12 protein-coding genes and 1 tRNA gene are annotated in these 13098 nt (G+C 43.8%); 3 read left to right on the plus strand and 10 right to left on the minus strand.

The genetic code is table 11. The features are described 5' to 3' along the window. Positions 1 to 195 (plus strand): transposase (locus VTH8203_RS19685; protein WP_167385790.1); only part of this gene is annotated, 195 nt, incomplete at its 5' end. 49 nt (positions 196 to 244) lie between these two features. On the opposite strand, the gene VTH8203_RS19690 is transcribed toward VTH8203_RS19685, so the two are convergent. Then, a complete protein-coding gene (locus VTH8203_RS19690; RefSeq protein WP_096995184.1) occupies positions 245 to 901 on the minus strand; it encodes an inovirus Gp2 family protein in 657 nt (218 codons plus the stop codon). 405 nt (positions 902 to 1306) lie between these two features. Between VTH8203_RS19690 and VTH8203_RS19695 the strand changes: the two genes are divergently transcribed. After that, positions 1307 to 2404, plus strand: coding sequence for a hypothetical protein (locus tag VTH8203_RS19695; RefSeq protein ID WP_158296201.1), 1098 nt, complete (start codon positions 1307 to 1309; stop codon positions 2402 to 2404). Positions 2405 to 2432: 28 nt separating this feature from the next. Here the strand turns inward: VTH8203_RS19695 and VTH8203_RS19700 are convergent, their stop codons facing one another. The 5 genes from VTH8203_RS19700 to VTH8203_RS19720 form a co-directional block, all read right to left on the minus strand. Further along, the gene (locus VTH8203_RS19700; RefSeq protein ID WP_096995186.1) at positions 2433 to 2624 is read right to left on the minus strand and encodes a helix-turn-helix transcriptional regulator; all 192 of its coding nucleotides are present in this window, start codon (positions 2622 to 2624) and stop codon (positions 2433 to 2435) included. 117 nt (positions 2625 to 2741) lie between these two features. Then, on the minus strand, positions 2742 to 3974 hold the full coding sequence (locus tag VTH8203_RS19705) for a tyrosine-type recombinase/integrase (RefSeq protein WP_096995187.1): 1233 nt from the start codon (positions 3972 to 3974) through the stop codon (positions 2742 to 2744). 312 nt (positions 3975 to 4286) lie between these two features. Continuing rightward, a tRNA-Ser gene (locus tag VTH8203_RS19710) sits at positions 4287 to 4374 on the minus strand. A 141-nt stretch (positions 4375 to 4515) separates the two neighbouring features. Continuing rightward, positions 4516 to 4965 carry an L-alanine exporter AlaE gene (locus VTH8203_RS19715; RefSeq protein ID WP_096995192.1) on the minus strand — a complete coding sequence of 150 codons (450 nt, stop codon included), beginning with the start codon at positions 4963 to 4965 and terminating at the stop codon, positions 4516 to 4518. A 569-nt stretch (positions 4966 to 5534) separates the two neighbouring features. Next, positions 5535 to 5717, minus strand: a complete 183-nt coding sequence (locus tag VTH8203_RS19720) for a hypothetical protein (protein ID WP_096995188.1) — start codon at positions 5715 to 5717, stop codon at positions 5535 to 5537. Between the two features lie 110 nt (positions 5718 to 5827). On the opposite strand from VTH8203_RS19720, the gene VTH8203_RS19725 reads away from it, so the two are divergent. Beyond that, on the plus strand, positions 5828 to 6397 hold the full coding sequence (locus VTH8203_RS19725; RefSeq protein ID WP_096995189.1) for a UPF0149 family protein: 570 nt from the start codon (positions 5828 to 5830) through the stop codon (positions 6395 to 6397). A 39-nt stretch (positions 6398 to 6436) separates the two neighbouring features. Here the strand turns inward: VTH8203_RS19725 and VTH8203_RS19730 are convergent, their stop codons facing one another. The 4 genes from VTH8203_RS19730 to nadA form a co-directional block, all read right to left on the minus strand. Beyond that, the gene (locus VTH8203_RS19730) at positions 6437 to 7381 is read right to left on the minus strand and encodes a hypothetical protein (RefSeq protein ID WP_244181264.1); all 945 of its coding nucleotides are present in this window, start codon (positions 7379 to 7381) and stop codon (positions 6437 to 6439) included. 10 nt (positions 7382 to 7391) lie between these two features. Next, positions 7392 to 8693, minus strand: a complete 1302-nt coding sequence (locus tag VTH8203_RS19735; RefSeq protein WP_096995190.1) for a BamA/TamA family outer membrane protein — start codon at positions 8691 to 8693, stop codon at positions 7392 to 7394. 161 nt (positions 8694 to 8854) lie between these two features. Continuing rightward, complete coding sequence (locus tag VTH8203_RS19740) at positions 8855 to 9886, minus strand: potassium channel family protein (protein WP_096995191.1); 1032 nt, start codon at positions 9884 to 9886, stop codon at positions 8855 to 8857. 115 nt (positions 9887 to 10001) lie between these two features. Continuing rightward, on the minus strand, positions 10002 to 11063 hold the full coding sequence (nadA, locus tag VTH8203_RS19745; protein WP_006075300.1) for a quinolinate synthase NadA: 1062 nt from the start codon (positions 11061 to 11063) through the stop codon (positions 10002 to 10004). Between the last annotated feature and the right edge of the window lie 2035 nt (positions 11064 to 13098).

Consider the following 13098-nt stretch of genomic DNA (forward strand, 5'->3'; position numbering starts at 1 on the left):
AAAGAAGGCATCTGTAACTTTGCAAAGTATGACCGACTAACCAGCTCTATAATCGAGGCTGGCAATGTATCAATAGGATTGTTGCGTAGAAGAGCTCGCGGGATAAGAGATACCGAATACTTCAAACTGAAGATTAAACAGCTTTCAGTACCTGAGGTAAGTTCAATATTATACCCTTCTGTCAAGCTCATCTAAGCGGAGAAGAGCCACTATACTAAGGCTAGGATTTACCTAGCCTTTACCATTATCTCTGGCTACAACCAAAGTTTCTATTTCCCTCACCATAGTGTTTGGTTTCTTTTTTTGCCAAGTAGCTCACCCGATGGAATAGTTCAGAGTACTGTTCATTGAACTCATATTTATCCTGATGCAGATAATACCCACCATTTTCTGAAAAGTGTACTAAACCAGTTGCACCATGATACTCAATTCCCAATGCACTAGCCCATGAAGCAATAATCATCCCAGATAAACTAACCCTACTATTCCAGTCACCGAGTCTATGAAACCTATCCTTATTAAATAGAAGAACAACATGATAATGGTCGTTTATCGAGCTATCCCTTTCCCTACACCAAATATATCTCACGCTTGTCGGGTACACCCTTCTATTATTTCTACGATACCTCTGATCCATTGCTTGTATTTTTGCCTTCAGTGATTCTACAAATCTAGAGATAAGCCTATCTCTGAATCGACAGTGGTTAACAGGCTCGTCTCGACTCAAGCAATCTAGCTCTTGGGAAGCTTGTGGTATCTTTAGGTCTACCCTCACTGCATACACTCGCTTATCGTCATCACAGGCACGATTAATCGTGCCTAGCATCCTGTCTAAGTACCTTACATTGTAGTCATTCACATTCCCCTGGATAGGGAGTCCTTTGAAGTGGTTCTTGTTCATTTTCGTCACCTATGGTTTTTCATTCATAGGTAATGAGCTCCACTAAGTTTTTAGCTGGTAAGACAGTGACATGATCATACTAGGGTATGTTCACTGAGAGCTATGTATAGAGCTATGTATATAACTATACCAACATTGATTGGGCGAGTTCGGGACCAACTTCCTCTTCTATAGCAACCTGAAGACTGTACTTATTCCATATAAATTACACTCTGAAGTTAGGAGATTTGAAGCACTACAGCCAGTTTCCCCTTAATTTCTCTTGATACGGTGAATTTTTTCAGAAAAATATGAACATAATTAATACTCATAAAATACACAAACCAGCATCACAAAGAACAAAAATTCCCATTGAAAGAACAATATTTTTGTTGAGAATGGTTAAAAAATCATATGGCGATGGGTATGAAATCTTTTGTGTACATAAATGCTTCAACGGAAGATGAAGTAGAGTTTTTCACTGAGAAAGTAGTCGACTACTTTGGGGCAGGCGAACTCTCTGAAGAGTTCGAACGACTCAGGTTAAGAGGTAAAGTCGAACAGCTGAACCAAGTTATCGCAAGGAATTTTGACTCACATACGGCAGTACTACTAGCCAACAAATGGAAGATAGAGTATCAGACAGAAATTGATCCAGATCACGAGCCAATGGCGTGGATCAATACTTCGAGGGTATCTGGTTTTTGCTTCATGATGATCGATTTTCAAAAAAGAGACTTCATGAGATACCTCTCATCAATGGACGGCGAACCACTATCAAAGTTAAAGGCTCGTACCCAACAATATGCAAACCCATTAGATGCTAATACTCGTTCTCCTCGTGATCGTAGATCGCTAAATACATATAGAAGCAAAAGCCCAGATTGTTCATATGCTGAAAAAATCAAGCAAGAAAAGATCAATGAGGGTACTGCTGTTCGAGTCGATAAAATAGTAATCGATAGTACTCCTAAGAATCCGCTTGAATTTCCTGCATCATCTAGTATCTCGAGCCATAAAGAACGTCTGAGACTGATATCTAAATACCTAAATGATGCATCAGAGGAAACAAGAGGAGAACTGGCTCTCGATGCACTCGAATTATTAATCAACCTTAAGATTAATTGGCAGAATGTATATCTAAGCAATAATACTACTGAGTGGATAGACAGAAAAAATGAGCGTCAATTAAAATGGATAATAGAAATCCTCAAAAAGGAAGAGAGAGAGAGGTTTGTACTGCCATGGCTGGCAACCTCCATCGATACTTTATACGAATCAATAATTACTTATTTTGATATCCAATGGCACTATGATAATCAATCCGCTAAAAATCTAAGTGCAAAATTAAAAAAAGCTTGGCTAAGAAAAATATCTAACGAGGAGAAAAATGGAAATAGCATTAACTTACGTATGAGCTCCTATGCTCAGCTAGTTGAACTAGAAAGAGCTCTGTCTAAGTCTTCCAAAAACATTGTTAAAGATCTCATCAGTCAAAAACATCGTGAGATCTTTGAGCAATAACATACGCTTGTTGACTATAGATAAAGAGCTAACGAGCACTCGCGCGGCCATGTATCCAGTCCTGAACCTCAGACTCCACCCAAGCGACAGCTCTATCTCCAAGTGACACCTGCTTTGGAAACTGCTGCTTTTCAATGGAACGATACATACTAGATCTTGATAATCCAGTCATCGCGAGCACTTCATTTAAGCGGATCAAACGAATCGGTTTATTTCGCATATTGACACCTCATCAGTGAATAGATTTCACCTTGATGACATATGTCTGAAAAAATTTAGCATTGATGTTCAAATTTATGGCAACAAACAAAACCGCTCCGCCAACGATAACGAGCTACTAGTTAACCTGCTGCAGGTAACTGCCACCAGTAACACTGTAACTTCCATAGCTTGATTTCTCGATATGCTCACTCCACCAGGACATAAGTTGGCGTCGAGAGTCTAGGTAGTCTGTTCTGTTATAGGCCTTACGAATTTGGTTCTTATCGGTATGAGCAAGCGCGGCTTCAATCACATCGGCATCAAAGCCTTTTTCATTGAGTGTGGTACTGGCGAGTGCTCTCATACCATGAGCAGTCGTCCTATCCTTAAAGCCCATTCTGCCAAGCGCTTTGTTGGCGGTCTCTGAATCAGTAGGTACCTTAGGATTACGGCTCGATGGAAAAACAAATTCACGATGGCCACTAATCGGTTTTATCGCCTCAAGGATTGCCAAAGTTTGAGCAGTTAGAGGAACTACATGTTCACGGTTCATCTTCATACGCTCTTTCGGGATGATCCACAGCTGATTTTCTATATCAATCTCTTCCCAGCGAGCACCAGAGGCTTCATTAGGCCGAACCATGGTGTGCAGCTGCCATTCAATTAAAAAGCGCGTCACATGCTGTATATTGGCTGTAGCAACCGTGCGAATAAGCTCATGCATTTCATGCGGTTGTAACGCTTTCATGTGCACGACTTTGTGTTTCTTAAATACATCGCGAATACCAGACAATGGATTGGCATGGATCACCCCGCTATTTACGGCGTAGTTCATGATCTCATTCATTAACTGAGCAGTACGTTTAACGGTTTCTAGTAAGCCTTGATTTTCAATAGGACGTAAAGCAGCGATAGCAATAGGCGCCGTGATCTTACTCACCGGAATGGTACCAAGCTTTGGAAAGGCATAGAGTTCGAGCTTGCGCCAGTTCCCATTCAGCGTCTTCTCCTTAATCTGGCCTTCTTTAGTCACCTTCCATTGCTCCGCGACAAACTTGAATGTCGCATTTTGCTCAGTAATCGCTTTGGCTTTCTGCTCTGCTTTAGCAAGTTGGGGATCAATACCATCAGCCAATAGTTTTCTTGCTTCGAGAGCTTTATCTCGAGCCTCTGCGAGAGACATATCAGGATAGGTACCAAAAGAGAGATAGGTTATTTTGTCTTGACCAGGTCGCTTATAGCGAAACTGCCAAGATCGAGAATTGCTAGGACGCACACAAAAGTAGAGATTACCGCCATCAGATAGTCGATAAAGCTTATCTTTGGGTTTTGCCGTTTGGACTTGCCTTGCCGTTAGGTTATTCGCCATTTCGATCCCTCAAGTAATACCTGTTCTCAGCACGCACACCGAAAAAACTAGGTATTACTTATGGCTAGTAACTTATTAATTTACATATAGTTACTGCTTATGCTGGTGGAGATAAAGATAAGAAAGTAATACCTAATGTGGTGCTCTAAAGTAATACTAGCATCAGATTGGGAGACTGGGTATTACTTTAGGTATTACGAAAAACAAACGCTTTTGTGGAACATTATGGAACGTTACAAGATGGTAACTGATTGATTTTGATGATCTTCAGATAAGAAAAAAGACGTCCTGAGACGTCTTTAAACTTGAATGTGGCGGTGAGTGAGAGATTCGAACTCTCGATACGTTGCCGTATACACACTTTCCAGGCGTGCTCCTTCAGCCACTCGGACAACTCACCGTATTGTTTGTTAACGCTGTTGGCTAACGAGGCGCTAATTTAATGATTATCCTCGATGGGGTCAAGTGCAAATCGGGAAAAAAGCGCTCTTTTTTAATTGTTTGCTTACTTTGTGATTAATTCGATCAAATGATCGACAAATCAGATGCTTTGGTAGTAACCCGGCACTCGGAACCAGCGGCGACATAAGTCTAGGAAGTAGCCGTAAAGTACACCCATTCCACATGATACTAGCGCATTACTCGATACAGCGGTGATGATTTGGTCAGTCGACGCACCTACCGTAAATAGAATCGCAGCGTATACCGGCGATTGGAACGCAACGTAAGCAATTAGGTCTGAGATAGCCTTCATGGTGCCCGAACCGGATACTTTCGCGCCCTGTCTTAGTGCCCAATCACGGAATACGCCATATGGCCATGCAATCGCGATATTGACCGGGATCGACAGTAAACGTGATGCCAATGACTGTTCGAACGTCATACCAGATACTAATACTTCGATTAGCATGCCAGTAACGAAACAGAAGACGACCATAGCAAAAGTGTCTGCTGCGGCGTTACGAATACAAAAAGGAGCTTTAGGTTTCAATTCAGGAATCTCACGGAATAATAAACTATCAAAAAATGCTTTTGGCAATTCATATTACTAGATATCTTTTACTATCTAGATTTCGTCGCTATTAGAACACCAAATCATCAGTTTTACATACCGTATTTGAAGTCACATGGTAAATTCATCACCAATTTTGAACTTCAAACTAGATAAACTCGCTATTTGTTGTAATTTCATTACATTTATTGACTATAGCACCAATATTCAGTGAGTTAGTGGCACGTTATGTACAATAGTTACAGCTCTAAACAATTTTGTATTCGCGACTAACTAAGGTTTAGTTAGCTTTATAGGAGTGAACGAGTTGAAGTCAGTATTTTCTGGGATTTTGTGTCGTTATGGAAAACGTCGGAGGGCGCAGCGACAATGAAGTTAGTGTCACTGCGAATGGTTCACGTTAACGCAAAGGCTCTACATTAGAGTTGCGTTTGCTTGAAAACTGGAAGGGCTTTATGCACTTCAAACCGCTTAATGATATTGATAGGTTGGTTTTTTACTGAGGTGTACCAGGGATCTAGATGGTAACCATCGGCTTCGGGATTGTTTCACAGTTCGATTTTATCAACGGTTCCGTCACTCGTTCGGTTATAGAACAAGCTGGTGAGCTTAACATTGTGATCTACCGAATACGGGTCGGGCCAAATACCACCACTCGCCGCAAGTTTAAATACCGGATACAGCGCTAGCGCGACGACATTTTTCTTTTTGAGAGACGCCTTGATGACCATTACTAGAGAAGCGATTCTTTCTTCTTGTTCGACTCAGATAATTTCGTCTATTTTATTCGTCTATAGCTTGTTACTATTAAGCATCATTTTCGCCTTTACGGTAAAGCATTTTGACATTAAAAGACATACTTTCCCTTCCAGAGCTAAAAGGTAAACTACTCAACGAAGCGCAAACACAAGGCTTTGTCACTTCTATGGCCGCTGCGCCGCACACCTTGCCACCAGAAGAGTGGCTACCGTTTTTGTGGGGTGGTGAGGAAGTCGCTCCGTTCACATCCGGTGAACAGTTAGAGACTTACGCACAAGCGATTATCGGGTTGTGGAATGATATCCGCCCTGCTCTTTTAGACGGCGAATGGCAATGGCCTGCAGGTTGTGAGCTTGATGAAGAAGAGATTGTGACACTGGCAACTAAAGATTTTTGCGAAGGCGTGTTACAAGGCTGGCAACTAGCCAGAGATGATTGGGAAACCATCATGCCAGAGCACAGCGAAGACAGCGCTCTGTTAGGTGGCGTACTGCTGTCATTGAGTATGCTTTTCGACCCAGAGACATCTATCGCAACGTTACAAGCGCAAGGTATTGAAGGTTTAGAGCAATTTGCTGAGATTTATAGTGCCATGCCAATAATGCTTTGTGGGATCACACAAAAAGGCGCGGTTCTGGCCGAACAGCAGTAATGCAAAAAGCTCCTCATGATGAGGAGCTTTTTATTATCTTTAGAAACGATAGCCCATCGACACAATCAGCTGATTCCAGTTTAGGAAGCTGTATTCCGCCATCAAATTCCACTCTTTCTCATAGCCAAAATCGTATATGGCAGCAAGTGACATGTTAGATGTTTCTTTGCTTTTTAGGTTTACGTCAAAGCGCAGTTCATCGGCAAGGTTTAGCCCCCCAACGTTTAGGTCGGTTAGGCTACCCGTTACGTTCTGTTCAATGCTCTGGTATTGATAGCCGAGTAACATTGTCAACTTGCCGTAGGGTACGTCATAACGCTGTCCGACTCGCACTGCACCGATTTTGGTTAAAATGGTGCTGTCTGTCGTGGTCGTCCAAGCATTGGTCACGGCTCCCGCTGCCGTCACGATAATAGGGTTGAATCCATCTATCACTTCAAACTGCGTTGCGAGTACCGCACCGATACCCAAGTTGTAGGCCTCATATTCGATATCGATTGGTATGGTTGCTGGTACTGGAAACGGTCTACCGTTACGTGTTGCATTTGAGAGATCGGCGCTGATCTCTTTATTTCCCTCGGTATAGCCAGCTAGGCCATACACATTTAAGAATGGAAATACCCATGCGTCGAGTCTAAGCTGAACACTCTTGTCAGAGCCTTTAATCGATACATCATCTGCTGGTACTACATAATGATTAGGCTTGTTACGACCGCCAAGCAGACCGCCTGTTGCATCAATTTTGAAGTCATCCGTCGCCACATACTCAACATCTTGAGAGTTCATATAGATGCCAACACCAACAGGAATCGGCAGTTCATAACCCAGTTCACGCGCTTGTTCTCCCCACACAGGCAAGCCGCTCCAGTGAGCTTGGTTCTTCTCTCTTTCTACTTGTTGTTTCAGTTCGTCGTTCGCTGCATATACAGTATTTAATACCATATAAGGCAGCGTGATAACGACTAAGGTTAGCAATCTAATCAAAACGGGTTACCTAAAATGCCTCAGTAAAGTTAAAGTAAAATGCCGACCCATGTTTACCCATACCCAAGTCGAGACGGATATTCATGCGCGGTTGAAGTTCATAGCGGTAACCAATGCCGTAGGATAAAATGGCATGTCCTGACAAGTCTTCAACCGTTTCACCTACTGAGCCTACGCCCGTCCACACGGTAATACCATGGTTAGACAGCGCGCCTGAGCTGCGACGGAATGTGTGTCGATATTCGGCCGTTAGTTCTGCTGCAACTTGATCACGGTATTGACCTTGGTAGTAACCTCGCATTGAGTTAGCACCACCGAGTTCAGGCATGTCGTAATATGGTGTATCGCCAAAGGCTTGTTGAAAACGTCCTAGCACCGCTAAAACTCTACCTTCTTGGAAGCTGTGGAAGGTACGATATTCCACATCCAGTTTCTGGTACTCGGCTTGACTGCCCAGTGCTTCGCTATATAGCAGCACCTCTGTACGGAACAGAGAGCCGCTCCATGGGTTAACGGCTACATCACGAGAGTCGTATTGAATGCTGCCGCCAAGGCCCCATGTAAACGGTTTGTCTTTGAATTGATTGAAGTTTTCATCCAAGATCGCCGACTCTGGTTCGGAAGTTGGACTAAAATAGTTCAGTTTGACGGATGGTCCTGCGAACCAGTTGTCAACAATCCTAAAGATCAAGTTGCCTTTGTAGTTGTTGGTATTGGCTTTGTATTGCGTTACATCACCAAATTCAAACTGCTGCGCTGCATTATAGCCGATACCCCAATAGTGTTTGCCTTGGGTACCTGCATTCCATGCACCTTGGAATTGAATATCGTCATGGTTCCAAAATAGGTCATGTCTGGCTCTTAAACCGTAGCCAATTTCAGAGTCTACATAGTTACCAATAAGAAACGCCGAAACGCTTGAACGTTGCAACTGATGTTGCTCACGATCTGTTTTGAAAGAGTACAGCCCGCCGACCGCAACAAGAACCCCTTGTTCTGGCGTGAAAGCAGGACCGCCTAAGAAGCTGAACATGGGGAGTCCGTTCACTTCTCTGTAGTATTTTTTAGCGTACTTTAGATCCGAAATCGTTTCTGAATAACGACTATCTGTGTTTTCATCTTTTAGTTTTGAGATAGCATCATCGTATTCGTCTACTCTCGCGTCTGCTTTAGTAACGTCGTGCTCGAATACCATGTCTTCTTTACTTGTTTCAAGTTGAGCATAGCTAGGAATAACGACATCTTCTTGAGCGGCCACATAAGAGGATGTAATAACTGAAACAACAAGAAGCGACAGCAAATTTACGCGCATGGATTATTATATTCCCATAATCAATGAATGAACGTTCATTCATTTTTTCTAAAAATCGCGCGCATAATAAACAGAACAAGTTTCTGTATCAAGATATTTTTCTACATCTAACTATTCATATCCCAAATATTGATGAACAACGTGAAGATAAAAACTTGAGACTAATCGTGATCCCAAGAAAAATCGTCGATCCGCTCGTCAGCAATGTAGAACAGTTTGTTGCCCGCCGAGATTGTTTGCTCGAGATCGGGATTAAGAATGATGCCATTTCCCACATCTACCGCTATGAGAGTGGCCTGATATTCGACCTTCATCCAATTAAACAAGGCTCCAACCGACGTTTGTGCCGCATCGTTCGGATAACGAACTGAGTATTGTGTCATTCCGCGAGTTGAGCTTAATAACTCTTGGTGCAGAGCACTTGATCCTGGGTCAACCGCCGCCTTTGCAAGCATTTCTGCACCCACAGCAGGAATACACTCAGAGTTTGGACAGTGTTGGTGTAACAAGTCACTCAGCGCTTCATCCTTGAAGTAAACCAGCAGATGCGCGCTGGGATTGCGGTTTGAGCAGTAAAGAGCAGCAGAAAGCGTGATGTCGTCTTCTGGGTTATCAATAAGGATACAGCTGGCAGTTTCGATATTGGTTTTTTCCATTTCTCGACCATCGGTATAGCTGTTTACTTTTACAAAGGCAATCTCACCTGGCAGCGGGTTTTCGATATCCGAACGGCTACACAATACAATAGGTCTGCGGCCTGTTTCTTCATGTTGCAGCATACGAATAAGATGAATGGTACGTTGACCATTCCAACCCAACATTAGAATATGATTTTCCACTGTTACTTTCCTTTTACCGAGTTGTCCAGAACGCCAAGAATCGAGCCCAAGTGCAGCTAGGCGGCCAAGCAAGGCTGCAAATAACATCAATCCACCAGGAATAACAAATAAGATGGCTACCCATCGACCGGCTTCTGTTGTTGGGGATAGATCGCCATACCCCACTGTTGAAGCGGTAACGACGATAAAATAGATAAATTGAGAAATTGGAACCGTCAGATCCGTTTCGCCGCTGGCTTTAAGTAACAGCCACGACAATACAGCATAGAGTACTATGGCGACTGCTAAGCTTTTAAACCTCAGTTCAAACAGGTGAGAATGAAACCATTTTCTAAGTTGCAACCAAATCGCCACAGACTTCCCTACTCATAGACGGATTATCTGTTAAGCATATATGAAAATCGCCGACTGCATATATGAAAAAACCAGTCCGAAGACTGGTTTTTGAGAACAGCGTTAACTTTCGCGGTTACGCATTGCCTTTCACTTTAATCTGCAGTTGCTCGGCAAAGTCCAACATACGGTTCAACGGAATTAACGATTTAACGCGCAGCTCGTCATCTACAAAGATCTCGTGCTCTTCACCGCCGTCTTTTAGGGCTTTCTCAATAGCTCGTAGGCCATTCATCGCCATCCAAGGACAGTGTGCACAGCTGCGACATGTTGCGCCAGCGCCTGCTGTTGGTGCTTCGATCAGCTCTTTCTCTGGCACCATTTGCTGCATTTTGAAGAAGATACCTTTGTCGGTTGCGACAATCATCTGCTTATGCGGTAGCTCTTTTGCCGCTTTGATTAGCTGGCTGGTAGAACCAACAGAATCCGCCAGTTCAACTACGCTAGCCGGAGACTCCGGGTGTACCAGAATCGCGGCATCTGGATAGACCGACTTCATGTCTTTCAGTGCTTTGGCTGAGAACTCGTCATGTACGATACACTCACCTTGCCACAACAACATATCAGCACCAGTTTGGTTGGCGATGTAAGAGCCAAGGTGGCGGTCTGGTCCCCAAATAATTGGCTTGTCTTCGGCGTCTAGGTGCTCAACGATTTCAAGGGCGATACTTGATGTTACAACCCAGTCTGCGCGTGCTTTTACCGCGGCTGACGTGTTGGCGTAAACTACCACGGTGTGGTCGGGATGCGCATCGCAAAATTCCGTAAACTTGTCCGCAGGACAGCCAAGGTCTAGAGAGCACTCCGCTTCTAGCGTTGGCATCAGAATGCGTTTTTCTGGCGTTAGGATTTTTGCTGATTCGCCCATAAAGCGAACGCCAGCAATGATCAACGTCGACGCATCATGGCGGTTACCGAACTTCGCCATTTCAAGAGAGTCACCCACGAAACCACCTGTTTCTTCGGCCAGTGCCTGGATTTCAGGATCGGTGTAATAGTGAGCAATCAAAACCGCGTCTTTTTGTTTTAATAGCGTTTTGATGTTTGCAATGTATTGCTGCTTCTCGTCATCACTTAGAGGAACAGGCTTAGGGGGAAACGGATATACCGTATCAATAGTGTCTAAGATGTGGCTCATAGCGCATGCTCTATGCTACTTCCAAATAGTCCGAGCATTGTACACGGATATTACTACAAGGACAAAGGCAGGCCTGAGGTAATCGAGTAAAGTTGGATAGAAAGTGGCTGCATCAGGCCAAAAGTGTGATGGATTATACGAGATTAGTTTAGGTAAATACCGCGCTTTGACATCATCAACCTAACCGCTGCGTCATCCTCGTGAAAACGAGGATCTCCGACAGCGCGTCGGGTAATAAAAGTAGTCGAAGAATTACAGCAAAACACGCTACAACGCGCTTTGGGAGATTCCCTTTTTCAAGGGAATGACGGACTATTTTGGGTCAATACAGCGCTTTGCCATCGCCAACCGAAACGCTGCGTCATCCTCGTAAAAACGAGGATCTCCTCCTGCGCGTTGAGTAATAAAAGTAGTCGAACAATTCACAGCAAAACACGCTACAACGCGCTTTGGGAGATTCCCTTTTTCAAGGGAATGACGGACTATTTTGGGTCAATACAGCGCTTTGCCATCACCAACCGAAACGCTGCGTCATCCTCGTGAAAACGAGGATCTCCTCCAGCGCGTTGAGTAATAAAAGTAGTCGAACAATTCCCAGCAAAACACGCTACAACGCGCTTTGGGAGATTCCCTTTTTCAAGGGAATGACGGATTATTTTAGGTAATTACAGCGCTTTGAGAAATCCATTTCTCAATGGCAATGACGGACTATTTTAGGTCAATATCGCGCTTTGCCATCGTCAACCTAACCGATGCGTCATCCTCGTGAAAACGAGGATCTCCTCCAGCGCGCTGGGTAATAAAAGTATCCGAACAATTCACAGCAAAACACGCTACAACGCGCTTTGGGAGATTCCCTTTTTCAAGGGAATGACGGACTATTTTAGGTCAATACAGCGCTTTGCCATCATCAACCTGACCGATGCGTCATCCTCGTGAAAACGAGGATCTCCTCCAGCACGTCGGGTAATAAAAGTAGTCGAACAATTCACAGCAAAACACGCTACAACGCGCTTTGGGAGATTCCCTTTTTCAAGGGAATGACGGACTATTTTAGGTCAATACAGCGCTTTGCCATCATCAACCTGACCGATGCGTCATCCTCGTGAAAACGAGGATCTCCTCCAGCGCGTTGGGTAATAAAAGTAGTCGAAGAATTCACAGCAAAACACGCTACAACGCGCTTTGAGAGATTTCCTTTTTCAAGGGAATGACGGACTATTTTGGGTCAATACAGCGCTTTGCCATCATCAACCTAACCGCTGCGTTATCCTCGTGAAAACGAGGATCTCCTCCAGCGCGTTGAGTAATAAAAGTAGTCGAACAATTCACAGCAAAACACGCTACAACGCGCTTTGGGAGATTCCCTTTTTCAAGGGAATGAAGGACTATTATAGGTAAATACAGTACTTTGAGAAATCCATTTATCAATGGTAATGACGGACTCTTTTAGGTCAATACAGCGCTTTGCCATCGCCACCCCAAACGATGCGTCATCCTCGTGAAAACGAGGATCTCCTCCTGCGCGTTGAGTAATAAAAGTAGTCGAACAATTCACAGCAAAACACGCTACAACGCGCTTTGGGAGATTCCCTTTTTCAAGGGAATGACGGATTATTTTAGGTAATTACAGCGCTTTGAGAAATCCATTTATCAATGGGAATGACGGACTATTTTAGGTCAATATCGCGCTTTGCCATCGTCAACCTAACCGATGCGTCATCCTCGTGAAAACGAGGATCTCCTCCAGCGCGCTGGGTAATAAAAGTATCCGAACAATTCCCAGCAAAACACGCTACAACGCGCTTTGGGAGATTCCCTTTTGCAAGGGAATGAAGGACTATTATAGGTAAATACAGTACTTTGAGAAATCCATTTATCAATGGTAATGACGGACTCTTTTAGGTCAATACAGCGCTTTGCCATCGCCACCCCAAACGATGCGTCATCCTCGTGAAAACGAGGATCTCCTCCTGCGCGTTGAGTAATAAAAGTAGTCGAACAATTCACAGCAAAACACGCTACAACGCGCTTT

It is taken from the genome of Vibrio thalassae, assembly GCF_900089835.1.
Classification (GTDB): Bacteria; Pseudomonadota; Gammaproteobacteria; order Enterobacterales; family Vibrionaceae; genus Vibrio; species Vibrio thalassae.